Origin of the sequence: Cupriavidus sp. H18C2, assembly GCF_049393795.1 — a bacterium.
Lineage (GTDB): Bacteria > Pseudomonadota > Gammaproteobacteria > Burkholderiales > Burkholderiaceae > Cupriavidus > Cupriavidus pauculus_C.
This window is the reverse complement of sequence record NZ_CP186010.1, coordinates 3,517,655-3,540,318: the sequence shown is the minus strand read 5'-3', so window position 1 is coordinate 3,540,318 and position 22,664 is coordinate 3,517,655. Positions and strand designations below refer to the sequence as shown.

General features: G+C 65.5%; 21 protein-coding genes. 20 read left to right on the top strand and 1 reads right to left on the bottom strand.

The genetic code is table 11. From position 1 onward, the window contains the following. Positions 1-53: 53 nt before the first annotated feature. The 4 genes from EPAKOI_RS16120 (at position 54) to EPAKOI_RS16105 (ending at position 5,032) form a co-directional block, all read left to right on the top strand. Positions 54-1,202 (top strand): ABC transporter substrate-binding protein, encoded by a 1,149-nt coding sequence (locus tag EPAKOI_RS16120; protein ID WP_124682894.1) that lies wholly within the window; start codon positions 54-56, stop codon positions 1,200-1,202. A gap of 173 nt (positions 1,203-1,375) precedes the next feature. Then, on the top strand, positions 1,376-2,428 hold the full coding sequence (locus tag EPAKOI_RS16115; protein ID WP_124682895.1) for a branched-chain amino acid ABC transporter permease: 1,053 nt from the start codon (positions 1,376-1,378) through the stop codon (positions 2,426-2,428). Between the two features lie 3 nt (positions 2,429-2,431). Further along, positions 2,432-4,279: an ABC transporter permease subunit gene (locus tag EPAKOI_RS16110; RefSeq protein ID WP_423192608.1), complete on the top strand. Its 1,848-nt coding sequence runs from the start codon at positions 2,432-2,434 to the stop codon at positions 4,277-4,279. A gap of 9 nt (positions 4,280-4,288) precedes the next feature. Next, positions 4,289-5,032: an ABC transporter ATP-binding protein gene (locus EPAKOI_RS16105; RefSeq protein WP_124682897.1), complete on the top strand. Its 744-nt coding sequence runs from the start codon at positions 4,289-4,291 to the stop codon at positions 5,030-5,032. A gap of 103 nt (positions 5,033-5,135) precedes the next feature. Here the strand turns inward: EPAKOI_RS16105 and EPAKOI_RS16100 are convergent, their stop codons facing one another. Further along, complete coding sequence (locus EPAKOI_RS16100) at positions 5,136-6,056, bottom strand: LysR substrate-binding domain-containing protein (RefSeq protein ID WP_313837261.1); 921 nt, start codon at positions 6,054-6,056, stop codon at positions 5,136-5,138. Positions 6,057-6,182: 126 nt separating this feature from the next. Between EPAKOI_RS16100 and EPAKOI_RS16095 the strand changes: the two genes are divergently transcribed. From EPAKOI_RS16095 to EPAKOI_RS16020, 16 genes are all read left to right on the top strand, one after another. Then, positions 6,183-7,199, top strand: a complete 1,017-nt coding sequence (locus EPAKOI_RS16095; protein ID WP_423192607.1) for a Bug family tripartite tricarboxylate transporter substrate binding protein — start codon at positions 6,183-6,185, stop codon at positions 7,197-7,199. A 9-nt stretch (positions 7,200-7,208) separates the two neighbouring features. Next, on the top strand, positions 7,209-8,087 hold the full coding sequence (locus tag EPAKOI_RS16090; RefSeq protein WP_423193529.1) for an N-formylglutamate amidohydrolase: 879 nt from the start codon (positions 7,209-7,211) through the stop codon (positions 8,085-8,087). A gap of 224 nt (positions 8,088-8,311) precedes the next feature. Next, positions 8,312-10,267 (top strand): tRNA uridine-5-carboxymethylaminomethyl(34) synthesis enzyme MnmG, encoded by a 1,956-nt coding sequence (mnmG, locus tag EPAKOI_RS16085; RefSeq protein ID WP_423192606.1) that lies wholly within the window; start codon positions 8,312-8,314, stop codon positions 10,265-10,267. Next, on the top strand, positions 10,268-10,975 hold the full coding sequence (gene rsmG, locus EPAKOI_RS16080; RefSeq protein ID WP_423192605.1) for a 16S rRNA (guanine(527)-N(7))-methyltransferase RsmG: 708 nt from the start codon (positions 10,268-10,270) through the stop codon (positions 10,973-10,975). It abuts the gene before it with no gap. Between the two features lie 85 nt (positions 10,976-11,060). Continuing rightward, positions 11,061-11,834 carry a ParA family protein gene (locus EPAKOI_RS16075; RefSeq protein ID WP_124682901.1) on the top strand — a complete coding sequence of 258 codons (774 nt, stop codon included), beginning with the start codon at positions 11,061-11,063 and terminating at the stop codon, positions 11,832-11,834. 32 nt (positions 11,835-11,866) lie between these two features. After that, on the top strand, positions 11,867-12,760 hold the full coding sequence (locus EPAKOI_RS16070; protein ID WP_124682902.1) for a ParB/RepB/Spo0J family partition protein: 894 nt from the start codon (positions 11,867-11,869) through the stop codon (positions 12,758-12,760). A gap of 399 nt (positions 12,761-13,159) precedes the next feature. Further along, positions 13,160-13,687: an ATP synthase subunit I gene (locus tag EPAKOI_RS16065; RefSeq protein WP_313837252.1), complete on the top strand. Its 528-nt coding sequence runs from the start codon at positions 13,160-13,162 to the stop codon at positions 13,685-13,687. Between the two features lie 283 nt (positions 13,688-13,970). Beyond that, entirely contained in the window at positions 13,971-14,840 is an 870-nt protein-coding gene (gene atpB / locus EPAKOI_RS16060; RefSeq protein WP_124682904.1) for a F0F1 ATP synthase subunit A, read from the top strand. Between the two features lie 62 nt (positions 14,841-14,902). Continuing rightward, a complete protein-coding gene (gene atpE / locus EPAKOI_RS16055) occupies positions 14,903-15,169 on the top strand; it encodes a F0F1 ATP synthase subunit C (RefSeq protein WP_124682905.1) in 267 nt (88 codons plus the stop codon). A 105-nt stretch (positions 15,170-15,274) separates the two neighbouring features. Further along, a complete protein-coding gene (locus tag EPAKOI_RS16050; RefSeq protein WP_124682906.1) occupies positions 15,275-15,745 on the top strand; it encodes a F0F1 ATP synthase subunit B in 471 nt (156 codons plus the stop codon). Between the two features lie 2 nt (positions 15,746-15,747). Next, positions 15,748-16,290 carry a F0F1 ATP synthase subunit delta gene (locus tag EPAKOI_RS16045; RefSeq protein ID WP_124682907.1) on the top strand — a complete coding sequence of 181 codons (543 nt, stop codon included), beginning with the start codon at positions 15,748-15,750 and terminating at the stop codon, positions 16,288-16,290. A 39-nt stretch (positions 16,291-16,329) separates the two neighbouring features. After that, a complete protein-coding gene (atpA, locus tag EPAKOI_RS16040; RefSeq protein WP_124682908.1) occupies positions 16,330-17,871 on the top strand; it encodes a F0F1 ATP synthase subunit alpha in 1,542 nt (513 codons plus the stop codon). Between the two features lie 70 nt (positions 17,872-17,941). After that, positions 17,942-18,817: a F0F1 ATP synthase subunit gamma gene (atpG, locus tag EPAKOI_RS16035; RefSeq protein WP_124682909.1), complete on the top strand. Its 876-nt coding sequence runs from the start codon at positions 17,942-17,944 to the stop codon at positions 18,815-18,817. 33 nt (positions 18,818-18,850) lie between these two features. After that, the gene (atpD, locus tag EPAKOI_RS16030) at positions 18,851-20,254 is read left to right on the top strand and encodes a F0F1 ATP synthase subunit beta (RefSeq protein WP_124682910.1); all 1,404 of its coding nucleotides are present in this window, start codon (positions 18,851-18,853) and stop codon (positions 20,252-20,254) included. A gap of 129 nt (positions 20,255-20,383) precedes the next feature. After that, positions 20,384-20,800 (top strand): F0F1 ATP synthase subunit epsilon, encoded by a 417-nt coding sequence (locus tag EPAKOI_RS16025; protein ID WP_124682911.1) that lies wholly within the window; start codon positions 20,384-20,386, stop codon positions 20,798-20,800. A gap of 814 nt (positions 20,801-21,614) precedes the next feature. Continuing rightward, the gene (locus EPAKOI_RS16020) at positions 21,615-22,571 is read left to right on the top strand and encodes an alpha/beta hydrolase (RefSeq protein ID WP_423192604.1); all 957 of its coding nucleotides are present in this window, start codon (positions 21,615-21,617) and stop codon (positions 22,569-22,571) included. Positions 22,572-22,664 lie beyond the last annotated feature (93 nt).

Here is a 22,664-nt window from a genome sequence, read left to right as displayed (position 1 = left end):
GGCCGGAAGCCGGCGGGTGCCTTTTTCCGTTTTGGAATCGAAGGAGACAAGCCATGACGTTCAAGCGCGCCAGCTTGCTGGCGCTTGCCGCCGCCAGCCTGTTCGCGGGTGCGGCCAGCGCCCAGGTCAAGGTCGGGGTCACGGTTTCGGCCACCGGGCCGGCCGCGTCGCTCGGCATCCCCGAGAAGAACACGTTCACGCTGCTGCCCAAGGAAATCGCCGGCAAGAAGATCGAGTACATCGTGCTCGACGACGCCACCGACACGACCACGGCGGTCAAGAACACGCGCAAGCTGATCAGCGAGGACAAGGTGGACGTGGTGGTGGGCTCCACCGTCACGCCGAATTCGCTGGCGATGGTGGACGTGGCCGCCGAGAGCGAGACGCCGATGATCTCGATGGCCGCCTCGGCCCGCATCATCGAGCCGATGGACGCCAAGCGCGCATGGGTCTACAAGACCCCGCAGAACGATTCGCACATGGCCACCGCGCTGGCCGAGCACATGACCAGCAACAACGTGAAGACGGTGGCGTTCATCGGCTTTGCGGACGCCTACGGCGACAGCTGGGCGCAGGAATTCGCCAAGGTGGCGGAAATGCGCAAGATCAAGGTGGTGGCCAACGAGCGCTTTGCGCGCACCGACAACTCGGTGACCGGCCAGGTGCTCAAGATGATGGGCGCCAACGCCGACGCGGTGCTGATCGCCGGCTCGGGCACGCCCGCGGCGCTGCCGGTCAAGGCGCTCAAGGAGCGCGGCTACAAGGGCAAGATCTACCAGACGCACGGCGTGGCCAACCCGGACTTCCTGCGCGTGTGCGGCAAGGACTGCGAAGGCACGTTCCTGCCGGCCGGCCCGCTGCTGGTGGCCGAGCAACTGCCCGAGAGCAATCCGGTCAAGAAGCCGGCCATGACGTACAAGACGGCCTACGAGAAGGCGTTCGGCGGGCAGGTGTCCACCTTCGGCGGCCATGCCTGGGATGCCGGTTTGCTGCTGCAGAACGCGATTCCGGAGGCGCTCAAGAAGGCGCAGCCCGGCACGCGGGAATTCCGCAAGGCCCTGCGCGACGCGCTGGAGCAGACGCGGAACCTGCCGGTATCGCACGGCATCATCAACATGAGCCCCACTGACCACCTCGGCATGGACCAGCGCGCGCGCGTGATGGTGCAGATCGTCGATGGCAAGTGGAAGCTGCAGAAGTAAGCCGGCGTTCATCACCCGCACGCGGGAGCCGCGCAGGGCAGACGCAGCACACGGAGGGCGCATGGACATCCATGCGCCTTTTTTTCGCCTCCGCTGCCGCACGCCGTCCCTAGGCACCGTGCGGCGCAGCCGATAAGCTGGCACCGCGAATCCGCACATCACACGGGCAGACAATGGACCTTTCGATTGCCGCCATCCTGGCGCAGGACGGCATCACTTCCGGCGCGATCTACGCCTTGCTGGCACTGGCGCTGGTGCTGGTGTTCTCGGTCACGCGCGTCATCTTCATTCCCCAGGGCGAATTCGTGGCCTATGGCGCGCTGACGCTGGCCGCGATGCAGGCCGGCCACGCGCCGCAGACCACGTGGCTGCTGCTGGCGATGGGCGTGCTGACCTTTCTCTACGACGGCGTGGCCGTGCTGCGCAGCCCCGAGCTGCGGCTGACCGCGCCGCGCCGGGTGCTGGTGCTGGCCGGCAAGTACCTGCTGTTCCCGGGCGCGGTGCACGTGCTGGTGCAGCAGTACGGCGGCCTGCCGCTGCCGATGGCGGCGCAGATCGCGCTGACGCTGCTGATCGTGATTCCGCTCGGGCCCATGCTCTACAGGCTGGCCTACCAGCCGCTGGCCGAGGCCAGCACGCTGGTGCTGCTGATCGTGTCCGTCGGCGTGCATTTCGCGCTGGTGGGGCTGGGGCTGGTGATGTTCGGCGCGGAAGGGTCGCGTACCAACCCGTTCTCGGACGCGCGCTTCGAGGTGGGCAGCCTGAGCGTGTCTGGCCAGAGCCTGTGGGTGGTGGCGGTGTCCGGGCTGCTGATTGCCGCGCTGTACTTCTATTTCGAGCGCACGCTGCAGGGCAAGGCGCTGCGCGCGACGGCCGTGAACCGGCTGGGCGCGCGGCTGGTGGGCATCGGCACCACGCAGGCCGGGCGGCTGTCGTTCACGCTGGCGGCGGCCATGGGCGCACTGTGCGGCATCCTGATCGCGCCGCTGACCACGGTCTACTACGAGTCGGGCTTCCTGGTGGGGCTCAAGGGCTTCGTGGGCGCCATCGTCGGCGGCCTGGCCAGCTATCCGGTGGCGGCGCTGGGCGCGCTGCTGGTGGGGCTGCTGGAGTCGTATTCGTCCTTCTGGGCCAGCGCGTTCAAGGAGGTCATCGTCTTCACGCTGATCATTCCCGTGCTGTTGTGGCGGTCGCTGACCAGCAAGCACGTCGAGGAAGAGGAGTAAGCCATGACGATGCTGACCAACAAGCCGCTGCAGAAGGATGTGCCCGCGCAGGCCACGCCGCGCGTGGCGGGGGCCGCGCGCAACCGCGTGGTGGCGCTGGTGTTCGTGGCGGTGCTGGCGCTGCTGCCGGTGCTGCCCACGCCCGAGTTCTGGATCACGCTGGGCAACTACATCGGGCTGTACAGCATCGTGGCCATCGGCCTGGTGCTGCTGACGGGCGTGGGCGGCATGACGTCGTTCGGGCAGGCGGCGTTCGTGGGGCTGGGCGCCTACAGCACCGCGTACCTGACCACGCAGTTCGGACTGTCGCCCTGGCTCGGGCTGCTGGTGGGGCTGCTGATCACGGTGGCGTCGGCCTATGTGATCGGGCTCATCACGATGCGGATGTCCGGCCACTACCTGCCGCTGGCGACCATTGCCTGGGGCCTGTCGCTGTTCTTCCTGTTCGGCAACCTGGAGTTCCTGGGCAAGTACGACGGCCTGAACGGCATTCCGGTGCTGTCGTTCCTGGGCATCGAGCTGCAGTCCGGGCGGTCGATGTTCTACCTGATCTGGGCCGTGGTGCTGCTGGCCGTGGTGGCCATGCAGAACCTGCTGAACTCGCGGCCCGGGCGCGCCATCCGCGCGCTCAAGGGCGGCGGCACGATGGCCGAGGCGATGGGCGTGAACACGGCCTGGATGAAGGTGGTGATCTTCGTCGTGGCGGCGATCCTGGCGTGCGTGTCGGGCTTCCTGTACGCCCATCTGCAGCGCGCGGTGAATCCCACCCCGTTCGGGCTCAACTACGGCATCGAGTACCTGTTCATGGCCGTGGTGGGCGGCGTGGGCCACGTGTGGGGCGCGGTGCTGGGCGCCGGCATCCTGACCATCCTCAAGGACGTGCTGCAGGGTCTGCTGCCGCGGCTGCTGGGCAGCACCGGCAACTTCGAGATCATCGTGTTCGGCGTGCTGCTGGTGCTGCTGCTGCAGTACGCGCGCGACGGCATCTGGCCGTTCCTGCGCCGGCTGATGCCGTCCGGGCCGCCGGTGCTGGCGCCCACCCAGGCCGACCCGCTGCCGGTGCGCGAGAAGCCGGCGGCCGGCGAGCTGATCCTCGACGTACGCGCCGCGCGCAAGCAGTTTGGCGGGCTGGTGGCCGTCAACGACGTGAGCTTCCAGGTGCGCGCGGGCGAGATCATCGGGCTGATCGGGCCGAACGGCGCGGGCAAGTCCACCACGTTCAACCTGGTGACCGGCGTGCTGCCGCTGACCGGCGGGGAAGTGCGCTATCGCGGCGAGGTCATCTCGGGGCTGCCGTCGCGCGAGATCGTCAAGCGCGGCGTGGGCCGGACGTTCCAGCACGTGCACCTGCTGCCGACGATGACCGTGCTGGAGAACGTGGCCATCGGCGCCCACCTGCGCGGCGACTTCCGCGCGCAGGGCGGGGTATCGGCCGCCATCCTGCGCATGAACCGCGCCGAGGAGCAGAAGCTGCTGTTCGAGGCACGCCGGCAACTGGAGCGCGTGGGGCTGGCCGATGCGATGTACATGGAAGCCGGCAGCCTGGCGCTGGGCCAGCAGCGCATCCTGGAGATCGCCCGCGCCCTGTGCTGCGACCCCGCGCTGCTGTTGCTGGACGAGCCGGCTGCTGGGCTGCGCTACAAGGAAAAGCAGGCGCTGGCCGACCTGCTGCGCAAGCTGCGCGGCGAAGGCATGAGCGTGCTGCTGGTGGAGCACGACATGGACTTCGTGATGAACCTGACCGACCGGCTCGTGGTGATGGAATTCGGCACGCGCATCGCCGAGGGCGTGCCGGCCGACGTGCAGAAGGACCCGGCCGTGCTGGAAGCGTACCTGGGCGGCGTGGAGTAAGGAGCGGAGATGAGTCTGATTCTGGAGGTGGGCGACCTGCACGTCCGCTACGGCAAGGTCGAGGCCGTGCACGGCGCCAGCCTGAAGGTGGAGGCCGGCAAGATCGTCACCGTGATCGGGCCCAACGGCGCGGGCAAGTCGACGATGCTCAACGCAATCATGGGCGCGCTGCCGGTCAGTGGCTCGGCCAGCGGCACCGTGCGGTACCTGGGGCACGACATGGCCGGCATTCCCGTGGAAGGACGGGTGGCGCGCGGCATGTGCCTGGTGCCCGAGAAGCGCGAGCTGTTTGCGACGATGAGCGTCGAGGACAACCTGCAGCTTGGCGCCTTCCGCCGCAAGCGCGCCGGCGAGCGCAACTACCTGGACCAGCTGGAAGTGGTCTACGCGCTGTTCCCGCGCCTGAAGGAGCGGGCGCGGCAGGAAGCCGGCACGCTGTCCGGCGGCGAGCGCCAGATGCTGGCCGTCGGCCGCGCGTTGATGGCCAAGCCGCAACTGCTGATGCTGGACGAGCCCAGCCTGGGCCTGGCGCCGCTGATCGTGAAGGAAATCTTCCACATCATCAGCAACCTGCGCCAGACCGGCGTGGCGACGCTGCTGATCGAGCAGAACGCCCGGGCCGCGCTGCAGGTGGCGGACTACGGGTACGTGATCGAGACCGGCGACATGGCGATGGAAGGCGAGGCGTCCGCGCTGGCCAGCAACCCGAAGGTGATCGAGACGTACCTGGGGCTGGCGAAACGGGCCGCCTAAACCGGTTACGTATACGTCATGGAAATACCGGCGCCATCTTGGCGCCGTTTTCTATTCATGTAGCCGATCTTGTTCACACTTTTATCCACAGTGTGGATAAGCCTCAGCGCATCAGTGCGGCGATATCGGTGGCGGCGACTCCCAGCAGCCAGGAACGGAAGGCCGCCAGGGCCGGATGGTCACGCTTTTCGCGCGGCGCGCAGAGGAAATATCCCCGGCTCAGCGTGATGGGCAGGTCGAACGGCGCCACCACCTGACCGGCCTGCAACGCATCCCTGACAAGGCATCGCTGCAAAACGGCCACGCCCATATCGGCCTTCACGGCCTCCAGCAAAATCGACACCTGGTCAAAGCCGCGCGCCAGGGTGGGCGCAGCGTCCGGTACGCCCGCGGCCTGCAGCCAGTGCTGCCAGTTCCTGGGGGCAGTTGTGTGGAAAAGTAGCGGTTCGGCCATCAGGTCGGCCGGAGTTTTCCACAGATGCGCGGCCTGCCGTGCGTGGGCGCGGGCAGGGTGGCAGATCGGCACCATTTCGCGGCCGATCACGTAATCCACCTGCCAGCCTGACCACTGGCTGGCCTCGCCGGTCAGGATGGCGGCGTCCGGCCGGGCACCCGAAAAATCCTCCTCGCGGCGGTACGGGACGAAGTCCAGCTGGATGTCGGGATGCTGGCGATGGAAGTCGGGCAGGCGGGGCACGAGCCATACGCTGGCCAGCGTCGGCACGGCGGAAAGCGTCAGATGGTGGCGTCGATCCTCGCCGAACATTGCGGCGCTGGCGGTCTCCACGGCGGCCAGCGGATCGGCGATGGCGTCCAGATAGGCGCGCCCCGCCTCGGTTAGCGTCAGGCGGTGAGCATTGCGATGGACCAGCGGCTGGCCGAAATGGGCCTCCAGCCGGGCGATGGCGCGGCTGATGGCGCCCTGGGTCACGCACAGCGTTTCGGCCGCCCGCGTGAAGCTGCCTAGCCGCGCGGCCGTCGCAAACGCGTGCAGTTCCGACATCGAAGGAGACCGTATACGCATAGCCGCCGAGCATGATCTTTGGTAATGGAAGCGTGCAATATAGTCGTTTGTGCCGGACCGGTAAACTCTCCGACACTCGCTGCTCGATACCCAGATTCGACAACGATAAATCGAGGAGTGTTTGCCATGAAGCGAGCCCAGAATTGCCGCGCGCAGCGTCGCCGGCTGGTGTTTTCCACAGTGTTGTCCACAGCCTTGATCGCCACGCTTGGCGGCGTGGCGCTGCCGGCTGCGGCGCAGGTTAACTACCCGACCAAGCCCATCCGCCTGATCGTGCCGTTCGCGGCCGGCGGCACTACCGACCTGTCGGCCCGCCTGGTGGCCGAGTACGCCGGGCGCGAGCTGGGCCAAACCATCGTGGTCGACAACAAGGGCGGGGCGGGCGGCTCCATCGGCATGGAGCAGGTGGCGCGCTCCGCGCCGGACGGCTACACCATCGGCATGGCCACGGTCAGCACGCACGGCTCGAACCCGGCCGTCTATCCGAAGCTCGGCTATGACCCGATCAAGGATTTCGCGCCGATCACCAACGTGGCGGCCATCCCCAGCGTGTTCGCCGTGCATCCGAGCGTGCCGGCCAAGACGATGCAGGAATTCGTGGCGCTGGCCAAGGCCAACCCCGGCAAGTACACGTTTGCCTCGCCGGGCGCCGGATCGCTGGGCCACGCCAACATCGAGAACTTCATGATGCTGGCCAAGATCGACCTGCTGCACGTGCCGTACAAGGGCGCCGGCCTGGCGCTGAACGACGCGCTGGCAGGGCAGGTGACCGCGATCACCGACAACCTGTCGACCACGCTGCCCCACGTCAAGGCCGGCCGCCTGCGCGCGCTGGCCGTGCTGGGCGCGCAGCGGTCTCCGCAACTGCCCAACGTGCCGACCTACGCCGAGCTGGGCTACAAGGACATGGGCGACGGCGGCTGGTTCGGCATCGTCGCGCCGGCCGGCACGCCCCAGCCGGTGGTCGACAAGCTCAACGCCGCCATCCACAAGGCGATGCTGAACCCCGAGTTCAAGCGCAAGATCGAGGAATCGGGCGGCACGCTGGTGCCGACCACGCCGGACCAGTTCAAGGCGCAGATCCAGCAGGCGATGGCCCGCTACGCCCGCGTGGCCAAGGCCGCCAATATCCGCCTGGACTGAGCGATGACGATGATCGAAGCCCAGGCGGTGCAGGGCGACGCCCCGGCCGGCCCGTTCACGCTGGCCCTGCCGCAAGCCGACGCGCTGCCGCTGGTATGCGACTCGCCGCACAGCGGCACCCACTATCCGCTGGATTTCGGCGCGGCCGTGCCGCTGGAGCGGCTGCGCGGCGGCGAGGATACCCATATCGACACGCTGTGGTCCGCCATCCCCCAGGTGGGTGGCACGCTGATCGGCGCCACCTTCCCGCGCGTCTACATCGACCCGAACCGGACGCTGGACGACCTGGACCCCGAGCTGCTGGTGTCGCCGTGGCCGACGCTGCTGTCGCCGGGCGAGAAGACGCGGCTGGGCTACGGCCTGATCTGGCGTCGACTGGACGCGACCACGCCGATCTACGACCGCCTGCTGACCGTAGCCGAGGTACAGCGCCGGATCGACGCCTACTACCGGCCGTATCACGCCGCGCTGTCCGAGGCGGTGGAGGCGGCGCACCGGCGCTTTGGCGCGGTCTGGCACCTGAACCTGCACTCGATGCCGAACAACGCTTACGCGCGGCTCAAGATCGACAGCCCGCATCCGCTGGCGGACTTCGTGCTGGGCGACCGGGACGGCACCACCTGCGAGCCGGGGCTGGTGGATGTGGTCGAGACCGGGTTGAAGGCCATGGGCTACACGGTGGCGCGCAACGACCCGTACAAGGGTGTGCAACTGATTGCCCAGATGGGTCGTCCGGCCGAGCGGCGCAACAGCCTGCAGATCGAGATTCGCCGGCCGCTCTATATGGACGAAGCGACCAAGGTGCCGAATGCCGGTTTCGCTGCGCTGCAGCGTGACCTGGCTACGCTGTCCGGCCAGCTCGCCGCCTATATCCGCGCGCAGCTATAGCGAGACGTTTCACGTGAAACATCGGCGGTAGGGTAGGGCCCAGTGCAAGCGGGGCCTTGTTGTATCCGGATGGTGTTTCACGTGGAACACGCTTTGTGCCGCCAGCATACCTTGGCCCCCATGTTTCACGTGAAACACTTGCCACGGCCGACGATCCCAAATCGATTGCCGCTATAATTCGGCATCCCGTATTTTCCCGCCCAGCCTCCCGGAGGAGGTGTCCCATGCTTTACCCGAAAGAATTCGACGTCATAGTCGTCGGCGGTGGTCACGCCGGCACCGAAGCCGCCCTTGCTGCCGCGAGGATGGGCTGCCAGACGCTGCTGCTCACGCACAACATCGAAACGTTGGGCCAGATGAGCTGCAATCCGTCGATTGGCGGCATCGGCAAGGGGCATCTGGTGAAGGAAGTGGACGCCATGGGCGGCGCGATGGCTGCCGCCACCGACGAGGCGGGCATCCAGTTCCGGATTCTGAATTCCAGCAAGGGGCCGGCCGTCCGCGCGACGCGCGCCCAGGCCGACCGGGTGCTGTATCGCAAGGCCATCCGCACGCGGCTGGAAAACCAGCCGAACCTGATGCTGTTTCAGCAGGCCGTGGATGACCTGATGGTCGAGGGCGACCGCGTGGTCGGCGCCCGCACCCAGGCTGGCATCGACTTCCGGGCCCGCGCCGTGGTGCTGACGGCCGGTACGTTCCTGGACGGCAAGATCCACGTCGGGCTGGACAACTACACGGGCGGACGTGCCGGCGACCCGGCAGCCGTCTCGCTGTCCGCGCGGCTCAAGGAGCTGAAGCTGCCGCAAGGCCGGCTGAAGACCGGCACGCCGCCACGCATCGATGGCCGCACCATCGACTTTTCGGTGATGGAAGAGCAGCCGGGCGACCTGGACCCGGTGCCGGTGTTCTCCTTCCTGGGCAACCCCGCCCAGCACCCGCAGCAACTGCCATGCTGGATCACCCATACCAACAGCCGTACGCACGACATCATCCGGGGCGGCCTGGACCGTTCGCCGATGTACACGGGCGTGATCGAAGGGGTAGGGCCGCGGTACTGTCCTAGCATCGAGGACAAGATCCATCGCTTTTCGAGCAAGGAAAGCCACCAGATCTTCCTGGAGCCGGAAGGGCTGACGACCAACGAGTTCTACCCGAATGGCATCTCGACGAGCCTGCCGTTCGACGTCCAGCTCGATCTCGTCCACTCGATCCGAGGCATGGAGAACGCGCACATCCTGCGCCCGGGCTACGCCATCGAGTACGACTACTTCGACCCGCGCGGGCTCAAGGCGTCGCTGGAAAGCAAGGCGATCTCGGGCCTGTTCTTCGCCGGCCAGATCAACGGCACCACCGGTTACGAAGAAGCCGCCGCGCAGGGGCTGCTGGCCGGGATCAACGCTGGCTGCTACGTGTGTGAGCGCGATGCCTGGACACCGCGCCGCGACCAGGCATACCTGGGCGTGCTGGTCGACGACCTGATCACGCGCGGGGTGACCGAGCCGTACCGCATGTTCACGAGCCGGGCGGAATTCCGCCTGAGCCTGCGCGAAGACAACGCCGACATGCGCCTGACCGAAGTGGGCCGGGAGCTGGGCGTGGTGGACGACGTCCGGTGGGACGCCTTCAACCGCAAGCGCGACGCTGTTTCACGTGAAACAGAGCGGCTCAAGAGTACCTGGGTCAACCCGACGCTGCTGCCGGAAGCCGACGCCGTGCCGCTGCTGGGCAAGGCCATCGAGCGTGAATACTCGCTGGCCGATCTGCTGCGCCGCCCGGAAGTCCGCTATGAAGCGCTGGTCGCCATGCAGGACGGCAAGTACGCCCCCGAAGCACCGCTGGCCGACGATGCCATGCTGGCCGAGCAGATCCGCGAGCAGATCGAGATCGGCATCAAGTATCACGGCTATATCGCGCGCCAGGCAGCCGAGGTGGACAAGCTGGAAGCCAACGAGGCCACCCGGCTGCCGCTGGACTTCGACTACACCGAGGTGCGCGGGCTGGGCTTCGAGGTCAGCCAGAAGCTGAACCAGCATCGGCCGGAAACGCTGGGCCAGGCCTCACGCATCTCGGGCGTGACGCCGGCGGCGATCTCGCTGCTGTTGGTCCACCTGAAGAAGAAGGGCATGGGGCGCGCCGCGCCGGCGGCTGCAAAGTCCGGTGACGGTCAGGAGGCTGCCTGAGTGGGTGGCTACCGTTACACCGTGACCGACGAGGCGGCGCAGCGCAAGCGGCTTGAAGCGGGGCTCGATGCGATCGGGCTGGCACTGTCGCCGGCCCAGGTCGACACGCTGTTCGCCTACCTGACGCTGCTGCGCAAATGGAACAGCGTCTACAACCTCACCGCCATCCGTCATCCTGACGAGATGCTGACCCACCACCTGCTGGACTCGCTGGCTGCCGTGCCGGCGCTGGCCGACGCCGCGCGCGTCGCATCCGTACCCGACGCTGCGCGGGGCAGGGTGATGGACGTGGGTTCGGGCGGCGGCATGCCGGGCATGCCGCTGGCCATCGCGTGTCCGGATGTGTCGGTGCTGATGGTCGACATCGTCCAGAAGAAGACCGCTTTCCTGACCCAGTGTCGCGCCCAGTTGCACCTGACCAATGCGGCTGCACACTGGGGGCCTGTGGAGAAGATCGAGGATTCCGCCGGGTACGCCGTGATTACGTCGCGCGCGTTCGCCGAGCTGACCGACTTTGTAAACCTGTCCGGCCATCTGGTGGCACCGGGGGGCCGGTTGCTGGCGATGAAGGGCGTCTATCCGCAGGCCGAGATTGACCGCATGGCCGCGGCGGGGCTGATGGAAACGTGGCAGGTGGAGGCCGTGACCAAGCTCAACGTACCAGAGCTGGATGCGGAGCGGCACATCGTCGCCATATCACGACGTTGAATCGTCAAAGCTGTAAATTGGAAAATGTCATTCATCTGATGAATATGAGTGGCGGAAACTGGGCAAACAGGAGCTGCTAGCGCTTATGGCCAAGGTATTCGTGATCGCCAACCAGAAGGGTGGTGTGGGCAAGACCACCACGACGGTGAACCTGGCCGCCGGTCTGGCCGCGCAGGACCAGCGGGTGCTGCTGGTCGACCTGGATCCCCAGGGCAACGCATCGATGGGATCGGGCATCGACAAGCAGTCGCTGGAACACAGCGTGTACCAGGTGCTGCTGGGGCTGGCGTCGGTGCCGCAGGCGCGCCAGCGGTCGGAAGCCGGACGCTACGACGTGCTGCCGGCCAACCGCGAACTGGCCGGCGCCGAAGTCGAACTGGTGGATCTGGACCAGCGCGAGCGCCGGCTCAAGCAGGCGCTGGCCGAGGTGGACGACCAGTACGACTTCGTGCTGATCGACTGCCCGCCGTCGCTGTCGCTGCTGACCCTGAACGGCCTGTGCGCGGCGCACGGCGTGATCGTGCCGATGCAGTGCGAGTACTTCGCGCTGGAGGGGCTGTCCGACCTGGTCAACACGATCAAGCAGGTGCACGCGAACCTGAACCGCGACCTGAAGGTGATTGGCCTGCTGCGCGTGATGTTCGACCCGCGCGTGACGCTGCAGCAGCAGGTGTCGGCCCAGCTTGAGGCGCATTTCGCGGAGAAGGTCTTCAAGACCGTGATCCCGCGCAATGTGCGGCTGGCCGAGGCGCCGTCGTACGGCATGCCCGGCGTGGCATTCGATGCGTCCTCGAAGGGCGCCAAGGCGTATCTCGATTTCGGCGCGGAGATGATCGCGCGCGTCCGCCAGCTCGGTTGAGCGGCACGAACTGACAGGGAAGGGTGGCGAGCATGGTGACCGCTAAGAAGAAGGGGCTGGGCCGGGGACTGGAAGCACTGCTCGGCGGGCCGGCCGAGATCGTCGAGACGGCGCGGCAGGAAGGGCTGCCGTCGGTGCTCAACGTCAATCAGCTTCAGCCGGGCAAGTACCAGCCGCGCACGCGCATGGACGAGGGCGCACTGCAGGAGCTGGCCGCCAGCATCCGCGCGCAGGGCCTGATGCAGCCGATCCTGGTGCGCCGCGTGGCCGAGCCGGATCGCTACGAGATCATCGCCGGCGAACGCCGCTACCGCGCGTCGAAGCTTGCCGGGCTGGACAAGGTGCCGGTGCTGGTCAAGGACGTGGCCGACGAGGCCGCGGCCGCCATGGCGCTGATCGAGAATATCCAGCGCGAGGACCTCAATCCGCTGGAAGAGGCGCAGGGCATCATGCGGCTGATCCGCGAATTCAGCTTCACGCACGAGCAGGCCGCGGAGTCGGTGGGCCGCTCGCGCAGCGCGGTGTCGAACCTGCTGCGGCTGCTGAACCTGGCCGCCCCGGTGCAGACCATGCTGATGGCGGGCGACCTGGACATGGGGCATGCACGGGCGCTGCTGGCCGTCGACGGCGCCAACCAGATCACGCTGGCCAACCAGATCGTCAACAAGCGGCTGTCGGTGCGCGAGACGGAAAAGCTGGTCGCCTCGACGCTGAAGCCGTTCGACCTGAAGTCGCTCAAGCAGAAGCAGGGCAACGGCACGCGCGACGTGGCGCGGCTGGAAGAGGAACTGTCCGACGCGCTGGGGCTGGCCGTGCAGATCAAGCTCGGCGCGCGCGGCAAGGGCCAGTTGACCATCCACTTCAACAACAACGACGCGCTGGACGGCGTGTTGACGCGGCTGCGCGAGCCGGCAGCCAACGCCTAGCCGTTTCCACGGTATACGGCAATCGTTTTACAGGTGGAATCGGTGGCCTGTCGGCCCGGCGCGACAGGCACGCCAGCGTGCACCATGCCGCGGCATGAATCTGCGCGATAACCGAACGGCGCCCGGCGCGTGTCGCAATGCGGTGCACGCCGGAGCCGGGTCCAGTGACGGCCGATTCACCATCATGCCCGCTCGGGCGCGCGCAATCCGATTACGTTGCGCGTCATTGCCGCGCAATATCCCACCATCCATCATGAAGGCGTGATAGCAACCGTTGTGCGAAATTCACTGCAAGCCAACTGAAAGCAGATTGACTCGTCTTGGCGATTGCTAATAGAATCGTGCGGTTTGAATTCTGGCCGGCGACGAAAAGTTCCGGCCTGGAACGAGGCTAGGCAGGTGGTGGTTCGAGACCGTCAGCAGGAACATTCGCAAGCCGGCCCGGCGTCCCCCGGCAGTCGTCGTCACGACGATTGGCGAGACGACTGGGATGATAACGCCGAGCGCGAGGACGAAGCTGTCGATCCGCTGTCGCATGCCGAGGCGGTGAGGCTGCTGGGCGAGCGCGCGTTGCGCCCGTCGCGGATGACACCGGGCAAGGTCGTGGTGGCCCAGATCGTGGTCACGCTGCTGTCGGCCCTGGCCTGGGCGATGTTCGCCGGGGCGCCGGGGCCTTCGGGCTGGTCGGCCTTCTTCGGCGGCATGGCGTGTTTCGTCCCGAGCGGCTTCTTCGCGCTGCGGCTGTACATGTCGCGCGCGCAGCCGTCGGTCGGCGGCCTGGTGGCCGGCGAGGCGATCAAGGTCTTCGGCACGGTGGCACTGCTGGTGCTGGTAATCGTGCTGTACCGCGAGCTTCGATGGGTGCCGCTGCTGGTCACGTTCCTGCTGGCGCTCAAGACTTACTGGGTGGCGCTCGCGATCCGCTAGGCGGAGAGTCGCGAATCCCGTCGCCCGGGCCACGCCGCAAGGCAGGGCCACGGCTTGGGGTTCGGTCTCAGATGAGGCACCCATCCGGAATATCAAGGTTTCAACGCGCAGGGCGTCACAACGGTGCAGCGCTGCGTGAGCAAGGTTTTGCCCGGAACAATACGAAGGATTTGCCGCGGCGGTGACCGGTCATGTGACCGAAGGCCCAGGCAAGTCTCATACCGGTAGGCCGCCAGGGCGGTCGCCGGCAACGCAGATTTCGCAATATACCGATCGTTTCAACATGTCATCTGAAGCTACGCAAGGCGCAGGGCACGTGCTCACACCCTCAGGCTATATCGCCGAACACCTGCAGAACTTTAATTCGGTCGGCGGCAAGCAGCAGTCCGTGGTCGATTTCAGTGTCATCAACTATGACACCGTGTTCTGGTCGGTGCTGTGCGGCGTCATCGCACTGCTGTTCCTCTACATGGCCGCCCGCCGCGTCACGGCCGGCGTGCCGGGCCGCTTCCAGGCCTTCGTGGAAATGATCGTCGAGATGGTCGACGACCAGGCCAAGGGCATCATCCACGGCGACCGCTCGTGGATCGCCCCGCTGGCGCTGATGGTGTTCTGCTGGATCACCATGATGAACGCGATCGACCTGATCCCCGTGGACTGGGTCACCGGCCTGAACCACGTGCTGGGCATCTTCCACATCCACCTGCCGCACCACCGCGCCGTGGCCACGGCCGACCTGAACGGCACGCTGGGCATGTCGTGCTCGGTGCTGGTGCTGATGATCTACTACAGCTTCAAGATCAAGGGTGTCGGCGGCTTCGCGCACGAGCTGTTCTCGGCCCCGTTTGGTGCCAAGTGGTACCTGGCGCCGTTCAACTTCGTCCTGAACATCATCGAGTTCCTGGCCAAGGCCGTGTCGCTGGGCATGCGGCTGTTCGGCAACATGTACGCCGGCGAGCTGGTGTTCCTGCTGATCGCGCTGCTGGGCTCGATCTGGACGTTCGGCGCGGACCTGTCCGCACTGGGCTTCGTCGGTCACGTGATTGCTGGCGCCGTCTGGGCCATCTTCCACATCCTGATCGTGCTGCTGCAGGCCTTCATCTTCATGATGCTGACGCTGGTGTACATCGGCCAGGCTCACGATCACCACTGATTTTCCGGTTCTTCGTTTTTTGGTTTTTTGGTTCTAAGTCTCTCTAAATTAAAGGAGTCATCATGCAAGCATTTCTCGCCAACATCCAGGGTCTGACCGCTATCGGTATCGGCATCATCATCGGTCTGGGCGCTATCGGCGCCTGCCTGGGTATCGCCCTGATGGGTGGCAAGTACATCGAAGCCTGCGCACGTCAGCCCGAGCTGATGAACCCGCTGCAAACCAAGATGTTCCTGCTGGCTGGCCTGATCGACGCTGCATTCCTGATCGGTGTGGGCGTTGCAATGCTGTTCGCATTCGCCAACCCGCTGCTGTCGGTCATTCAGTAAGTCTTTTCGGTCTGCATGATGCTGACGGGCGGCGCAGGCCTCAGTCCGATGGCCTGGCCGCCCTTGTGCATTTATCTGTAGTTTGATTACCGAAAGGAACACACCATGAATCTGAACGCAACGTTTCTTGCGCAGATGGTCGTGTTCTTCATCCTGTGGTGGGTTGTTGCCAAATTCATTTGGCCGCCGCTGGTGAAGGCGCTCGACGAACGCGCAAAGAAGATCGCCGATGGCCTCGCCGCTGCCGAAAAGGGCAAGGCGGAGCTTGAACTCGCCAACAAGCGTGTGGACCAGGCCATGGCCGAAGCCCGCACCGAAGGCGCACAGCGCGTGGCCGACGCCGAAAAGCGCGCCCAGGCCGCCGCCGACGAGATCAAGCAGAACGCCCAGGCAGAAGCCGCACGCATCATCGCCCAGGCCAAGGCCGAGGCAGAGCAGCAGGTGACCCGCGCACGCGAAACGCTGCGCGACCAGGTTGCCGTGCTGGCCGTGAAGGGTGCAGAGCAGATCCTCAAGCGTGAAGTGAACGCGCAGGTGCACGCCGACCTGCTCAATCAACTCAAGGCTGAGCTCTAATCATGGCTGAAACCGCAACCATTGCCCGTCCCTACGCCGAGGCGCTGTTCCGCGTCGCGAGCGAAGCCGGTGCAGGCAACCTGGGTGCATGGTCCGAACTGGTGTCGGAGATGGGGCAGGTTGCCGCCAACCCCGACATGCAGGCGCTCGCCACCGATCCGAACGTGCCGGGCGACAAGCTCGAGCAGGTGTTCCTGTCGGTGCTGAAGAGCCCGGTCAACGACGAGGCTCGCCGCCTCGTGAAGCTGCTGGTGGAAAACAACCGCCTGACGGTGTTGCCGGAAATCGCCGAGCAGTTCCATGCGCTCAAGAACGCCCGCGAGGGTTCGTCCGACGTCGAGATCACCAGCGCCTACCCGCTGGACGATTCGCAGACGAAGGAACTGGTCGCCGCACTCGAACGCAAGTTCGGCCGCAAGCTGTACGCAAAGGTGGCGGTGGACCCGTCGCTGATTGGCGGCGTGAGCGTCAAGGTCGGCGACGAAGTGCTCGACACCTCCGTGCGCGCGCGCCTGGCTGCCATGCAAGCCACGCTGACCGCCTGACCGCAACGGCCGACGGATTGAAGAATTAGGAGCATTGTGATGCAACTGAACCCCTCAGAAATCAGCGAGCTGATCAAGTCCCGCATCTCGGGTCTTGGCGCCGACGCTGAAGTGCGCAACACCGGCACGGTGATTTCCGTGACCGATGGTATCTGCCGCGTGCACGGCCTGTCCGGCGTGATGCAGGGCGAGATGCTGGAATTCCCGGGCAACACGTTTGGCCTGGCACTGAACCTCGAGCGTGACTCGGTGGGTGCCGTGGTGCTGGGCGAGTACGAACACATTTCGGAAGGCGATACGGTCAAGTGCACCGGCCGCATTCTGGAAGTGCCCGTGGGCAAGGAACTGCTGGGCCGCGTGGTCAACACGCTGGGCCAGCCGATCGACGGCAAGGGCCCGATCAACGCCAAGGAAACGGACGTGATCGAGAAGGTCGCCCCGGGCGTGATCGCACGTCAGTCGGTGAGCCAGCCGGTGCAGACCGGCCTGAAGTCGATCGACGCGATGGTGCCGATCGGCCGTGGCCAGCGCGAGCTGATCATTGGCGACCGCCAGACCGGCAAGACCGCCGTGGCCGTCGACGCCATCATCAACCAGAAGGGCAAGGGCGTCTTCTGCGTGTACGTGGCAATCGGCCAGAAGGCTTCGACGATCTCGAACGTCGTGCGCAAGCTCGAGGAAAACGGCGCGATGGAATACACCATCGTCGTGGCCGCCTCGGCTTCGGACTCGGCCGCCATGCAGTACCTGGCCGCCTACGCCGGCTGCACGATGGGCGAGTACTTCCGCGACCGCGGCGAAGACGCGCTGATCGTCTATGACGACCTGACCAAGCAAGCCTGGGCCTACCGCCAGGTGTCGCTGCTGCTGCGCCGCCCGCCGGGCCGCGAAGCTTACCCGGGCGACGTGTTCTACCTGCACTCGCGCCTGCTGGAGCGCGCCGCGCGCGTGAACGAGGACTACGTGTCGAAGTTCACGAACGGCGCCGTGACCGGCAAGACCGGTTCGCTGACCGCGCTGCCCGTGATCGAAACGCAGGCCGGCGACGTGTCCGCGTTCGTGCCGACCAACGTGATCTCGATCACCGACGGCCAGATCTTCCTGGAAACCGATCTGTTCAACGCCGGTATCCGTCCCGCCATCAACGCCGGTATCTCGGTGTCGCGCGTGGGTGGTGCAGCACAGACCAAGGTCATCAAGAAGCTGTCCGGCGGTATCCGTACCGACCTGGCCCAGTACCGTGAACTGGCTGCGTTCGCGCAGTTTGCCTCGGACCTGGACGATGCCACCCGCAAGCAGCTGGAGCGCGGCCGCCGCGTGACGGAACTGCTCAAGCAGCCGCAATACCAGCCGCTGCAGGTGTGGCAACTGGCCGCGTCGCTGTACGCCGCGAACAATGGCTTCCTCGACAACGTCGACGTGAAGGACATCCTGCCGTTCGAAAAGGGCCTGCACGACCACCTGAAGACCAAGTTCGCCGACCTCGTCAACCGCATCGAAGAGACCAAGGATCTGTCGAAGGACGACGAAGCCGCCCTGCGTGCCGCGATCGAGGATTTCAGGAAGTCCGCCGCGTTCTAACCGCGTGATTCCACGGACCGCGCCGTGACGCCGCAAGGCTGACGGCGCGGCACGAATGGAGAGGAAAGATATGGCCGGAACGAAAGAGATTCGAACCAAGATCAAGAGCGTGCAGAACACGCGCAAGATCACCAAGGCGATGGAAATGGTCGCCGCGTCCAAGATGCGCAAGGCGCAGGAACGGATGCGCAACGCCCGCCCGTACGCCGAGAAAGTGCGCAATATCGCCGCGCACCTGGCCACCGCCAACCCCGAGTTCAAGCATCCGTTCATGATTGGCCGCGACGTCAAGCGCGCCGGCATGATCGTGGTGACGACCGACAAGGGCCTGTGCGGCGGCTTGAACACGAACGTGCTGCGTGCGGTGACCAACGAGCTGAAGACCCTGCAGAACCGTGGCGTGGCCGTCCAGGCCACCGCGATCGGTACGAAGGGGATGCAGTTTCTGGGCCGTATCGGCGCCAAGGTGGTCTCGAACGTTGTGCACCTCGGTGACACCCCGCATCTGGAAAAGCTGATCGGCGCCATCAAGGTCCAGCTCGACGCCTTCACCAACGGCGAAGTCGACGCGGTGTACCTGGCCTATACCAGGTTCATCAACACGATGAAGCAGGAGCCGGTGGTCGAGCAACTGCTGCCGCTGGCGGCAGACAAGCTGAACCAGACCGAAGATGAAAAGCGCGCCTACTCGTGGGATTACATCTACGAGCCCGACGCCCAGACGGTTGTGGAAGAGCTGCTCGTCCGCTACGTCGAGGCGCTGGTGTACCAGGCCGTGGCCGAGAACATGGCGTCGGAACAGTCGGCGCGCATGGTGGCCATGAAGGCGGCTTCCGACAATGCCAAGAACGTGATTGGCGAACTGCAGCTGGTCTACAACAAGACCCGCCAGGCCGCGATCACGAAGGAACTGTCGGAAATCGTCAGCGGCGCAGCGGCGGTCTAAGGCGTCAAGAATTCAAGCTATCGGAGATACGAAATGAGTATCGGAAATATTGTGCAGTGCATTGGCGCCGTGGTGGACATCGAGTTCCCGCGCGACGCAATGCCGAAGGTGTACGACGCGCTCGTGCTCGAAGAGGGCAACGACAAGTCGTTCGCCGAGAAGGGTCTGACCTTCGAAGTGCAGCAGCAGCTCGGCGACGGCGTGGTGCGTACCATTGCCCTGGGTTCGTCGGACGGCCTGCGCCGCGGCATGTCGGTGAAGAGCACCGGCGCCCCCATCTCGGTGCCGGTTGGCCACGGTACGCTGGGCCGCATCATGGACGTGCTGGGTCGCCCGATCGACGAAGCCGGCCCGATCGCCGCCGATGAAAAGCGTGCGATTCACCAGAAGGCCCCGCGCTTCGACGAACTGTCGCCGTCGGTGGACCTGCTGGAAACCGGCATCAAGGTGATCGACCTGGTGTGCCCGTTCGCAAAGGGCGGCAAGGTGGGCCTGTTCGGTGGCGCCGGCGTCGGCAAGACCGTGAACATGATGGAGCTCATCAACAACATCGCCAAGCAGCACAGCGGTCTGTCGGTGTTTGCCGGCGTGGGCGAGCGTACCCGTGAAGGGAACGACTTCTACCACGAAATGAAGGACTCGAACGTGCTCGACAAGGTGGCCATGGTGTTCGGCCAGATGAACGAGCCGCCGGGCAACCGTCTGCGCGTGGCGCTGACCGGCCTGACGATGGCCGAGCGCTTCCGCGACGAAGGCCGCGACATCCTGTTCTTCGTCGACAACATCTACCGCTACACGCTGGCCGGTACCGAAGTGTCGGCACTGCTGGGCCGTATGCCTTCGGCCGTGGGCTACCAGCCGACGCTGGCTGAAGAAATGGGCAAGCTGCAGGAGCGGATCACGTCGACCAAGACCGGCTCGATCACGTCGATCCAGGCCGTGTACGTGCCTGCCGATGACTTGACCGACCCGTCGCCGGCCACCACCTTCCTGCACCTGGACTCGACCGTCGTGCTGTCGCGTGACATCGCCGCGCTGGGTATCTACCCCGCCGTCGACCCGCTCGACTCGACCTCGCGCCAGCTCGATCCGCAGATCGTCGGCACGGAACACTATGAAGTGGCCCGCCGCGTGCAGCAGACCCTGCAGCGCTACAAGGAACTGCGCGACATCATCGCGATTCTGGGCATGGACGAACTGTCGCCGGAAGACAAGCTGGCCGTGTCCCGCGCCCGGAAGATCCAGCGTTTCCTGTCGCAGCCGTTCCACGTGGCCGAAGTGTTCACGGGTTCGCCGGGCAAGTACGTGCCGCTGAAGGAAACCATCCGTGGTTTCAAGATGCTGGTCGATGGCGAGTGCGATCACCTGCCCGAGCAGGCGTTCTACATGGTCGGTTCGATCGACGAAGCCTTCGAGAAGGCCAAGAAGCTTCAGTAAGCGGCGTCTTTCGCTTTCGCGCTGCGTCGCGGCGGTCGTGCCCAGGCACGGCGCCGCGGCCAGCGTGAAGGGGGGACACAGGCTTCCTGATGTGCAGGGAGCCAACGCTTTCTGGAGAAAGGATCTTATATGGCAACCATTCTTGTAGACGTCGTCAGCGCGGAAGCGTCGATCTTCTCCGGTCAGGCGAAGTTCGTGGCGCTGCCCGGCGAGACGGGTGAACTGGGTATCCTGCCCGGCCACACGCCGCTGATCACGCGCATCCAGCCGGGTGCCGTGCGCATCGAGAAGGAAGACGGCAGCGAGGAATTCGTATTCGTTGCCGGCGGCATTCTCGAAATCCAGCCTCAGCACGTGACCGTTCTGGCCGACACCGCGATTCGCGGCGGCGACCTGGACGAAGCCAAGGCTCAGGAAGCCAAGCGTGCTGCGGAGGAACTGATGCAGAACCAGAGCAGCGACCTGGACCTGGCGCGCGCCCAGAGCGAACTGGCCGTCGCCGCTGCCCAGCTCGCCGCAATCGCCCGCCTGCGCCGCAAGAAGTAAGCGCGTCACGCAGGCCCGCCGCGCTGTTGTTTTTTCGGCGAGGCATTAAAAAAGGCAGCCAATGGGCTGCCTTTTTTATTTTCCAAACGCTATATTTCTGTGCCTGGACCACAAAAAAAAGCGCGCGGGCCGGGGAGGCTCCGCGCGGACGGGAAAATCCCTTCGAGGGGTCAATTCGAAGGAACGGGTTCGGTCCAGGATTCACTTACAAGCGCAACGGAACTTTGCGTCCGTATATTCTGGCGAGATTCCATGCTCGGAACCTCAAGCCACGCGCTACCGGTCTTCCTGGTGCCGGATCAGGCATTTGCACGAAATGTCTGATCCGGTAAATCGGGGCACTGCTCAGGCTTTCTTCCACACCCCTTATTATTTAAGGCTTTAGCGGCGGGGGTGCCTCACACCAAGCGCTGGTCTGTCAATGCATTGTGGGGGAAACTTCCGGGCGTGGCAGTAACAAAATGTATCGTTTTGCAAGTAGATGAAAGGCCGGCGAGTAAGCGGCCGGCGTTTTGAACACATTTATTCGATTTTGAAAGCGTTTTCACGGCGAGAGTTCGCCGGCGGTTACAGTCGAAATGTTAAGACATTTAATTCGTAGTGTACTGAATACATTACGTTTTTTCCGTGTCCGCTTAAGTCATTCCCTACTTTCGTGGGATGCCAGAAACGTGTTTCGCAGAAGTGTGTTCGGTAGCGCATTCAGCGTTACGATTTGAAACGGTGACTCGCAACGGCGCGCCAGCCGTTTCTGATCGCGGACAAGGGTGGCCGCCGCTACACTGGCGGACGTTTGCACCCAAGCTCGCATCTCATGGCCATCGATCCCCAGCTGCAATCCTATTACCGCCAGATGGCGGACCGTTATGCCGGCCAGCCCGCCGCCGTGACCGCGCCCGAACGTCGCGCACGTTTTGAGGACGTGGCGGCCCAGTCCCAGCTACCCGATCCGGACGGCATGACTGTCGAGGATTTCGCCATCCCGGCCGGCGGTGCGTCGCTGCCCGTCCGCCTGTTCCGTCCCGCCGGGGAAGCCAGCCCGAAGCTGATCGTCTACTTCCACGGTGGCGGCTGGGTCGTCGGATCGCCGGCCACGCACCATACGGTGGCCGCGCTGCTGGCAGCCGATACCGGGTGCGCAGTGGCCAGCGTGGACTACCGGCTGGCGCCCGAAATGCCTTTCCCGACCCCTTGCGATGACGCCATAGCCGCCGTGCAATGGCTGGCCGATGCGCGCGCATCGCTCGGCATGGCGGCCGACTTCCTGGGCGTGGCCGGCGACAGCGCCGGCGGCCACCTTGCAGCCGCCGCGGCGCGGCATATCAACGACGCCGCCGGCCGTCACATCGTCAACGCGCAACTGTTGATTTACCCGGTGACCGCGCCGGTGCTGACCACCGAAAGCTACCGCGCCTTCGCGGACGGCCCCGGCCTGACCCGCGACGAGATGGCGTGGTTCTGGACGCAGTACATCGGCGCCGATGCCTTGGCGCTGGGCGCCGACCAGTCCGACCCGCGCATCTGCCTGATGGCGACGCCGCCCGCCTGCCTGCCGCCGGCCAGCGTGGTGATGGTGGCGTCGAACGACGTACTGCGCGACGACGGCCTGGCCTATGCCGATTTCCTGGTCCGCCGCGACGCGCCGGTCATCACGATCGAAGCCAGCGGCATGACCCACGGCTTTGCCCGGCTGCAACCGGAAGCGCCGCGCGCCCGCGAATGGATGCGCCGCGCCGCGCAGGCGTTCGTGGCGAGCTTCGACGACGCCTGAAATCCAGCCCGGCGAGGCACCGCCGAAAGCCGGCGCGGATATGACGGCCATCATCCCCGTGGACGGCTGCATGCAGCGGCCTTCCCGTAGAAT

Excerpts from the sequence above, each read along its gene's own strand:
- EPAKOI_RS16050 (WP_124682906.1), top strand. The coding sequence starts at position 15,275 with ATGAATCTGAACGCAACGTTTCTTGCGCAGATGGTCGTGTTCTTCATC.
- EPAKOI_RS16090 (WP_423193529.1), top strand. The coding sequence starts at position 7,209 with ATGATCGAAGCCCAGGCGGTGCAGGGCGACGCCCCGGCCGGCCCGTTC.
- EPAKOI_RS16110 (WP_423192608.1), top strand. The coding sequence starts at position 2,432 with ATGACGATGCTGACCAACAAGCCGCTGCAGAAGGATGTGCCCGCGCAG.
- EPAKOI_RS16070 (WP_124682902.1), top strand. The coding sequence starts at position 11,867 with ATGGTGACCGCTAAGAAGAAGGGGCTGGGCCGGGGACTGGAAGCACTG.
- atpD (WP_124682910.1), top strand. The coding sequence starts at position 18,851 with ATGAGTATCGGAAATATTGTGCAGTGCATTGGCGCCGTGGTGGACATC.
- EPAKOI_RS16075 (WP_124682901.1), top strand. The coding sequence starts at position 11,061 with ATGGCCAAGGTATTCGTGATCGCCAACCAGAAGGGTGGTGTGGGCAAG.
- atpB (WP_124682904.1), top strand. The coding sequence starts at position 13,971 with ATGTCATCTGAAGCTACGCAAGGCGCAGGGCACGTGCTCACACCCTCA.
- EPAKOI_RS16095 (WP_423192607.1), top strand. The coding sequence starts at position 6,183 with ATGAAGCGAGCCCAGAATTGCCGCGCGCAGCGTCGCCGGCTGGTGTTT.
- EPAKOI_RS16045 (WP_124682907.1), top strand. The coding sequence starts at position 15,748 with ATGGCTGAAACCGCAACCATTGCCCGTCCCTACGCCGAGGCGCTGTTC.
- EPAKOI_RS16100 (WP_313837261.1), bottom strand. The coding sequence starts at position 6,056 with ATGCGTATACGGTCTCCTTCGATGTCGGAACTGCACGCGTTTGCGACG.
- EPAKOI_RS16105 (WP_124682897.1), top strand. The coding sequence starts at position 4,289 with ATGAGTCTGATTCTGGAGGTGGGCGACCTGCACGTCCGCTACGGCAAG.
- EPAKOI_RS16120 (WP_124682894.1), top strand. The coding sequence starts at position 54 with ATGACGTTCAAGCGCGCCAGCTTGCTGGCGCTTGCCGCCGCCAGCCTG.
- EPAKOI_RS16020 (WP_423192604.1), top strand. The coding sequence starts at position 21,615 with ATGGCCATCGATCCCCAGCTGCAATCCTATTACCGCCAGATGGCGGAC.
- atpA (WP_124682908.1), top strand. The coding sequence starts at position 16,330 with ATGCAACTGAACCCCTCAGAAATCAGCGAGCTGATCAAGTCCCGCATC.
- EPAKOI_RS16025 (WP_124682911.1), top strand. The coding sequence starts at position 20,384 with ATGGCAACCATTCTTGTAGACGTCGTCAGCGCGGAAGCGTCGATCTTC.
- EPAKOI_RS16115 (WP_124682895.1), top strand. The coding sequence starts at position 1,376 with ATGGACCTTTCGATTGCCGCCATCCTGGCGCAGGACGGCATCACTTCC.
- mnmG (WP_423192606.1), top strand. The coding sequence starts at position 8,312 with ATGCTTTACCCGAAAGAATTCGACGTCATAGTCGTCGGCGGTGGTCAC.
- atpG (WP_124682909.1), top strand. The coding sequence starts at position 17,942 with ATGGCCGGAACGAAAGAGATTCGAACCAAGATCAAGAGCGTGCAGAAC.
- atpE (WP_124682905.1), top strand. The coding sequence starts at position 14,903 with ATGCAAGCATTTCTCGCCAACATCCAGGGTCTGACCGCTATCGGTATC.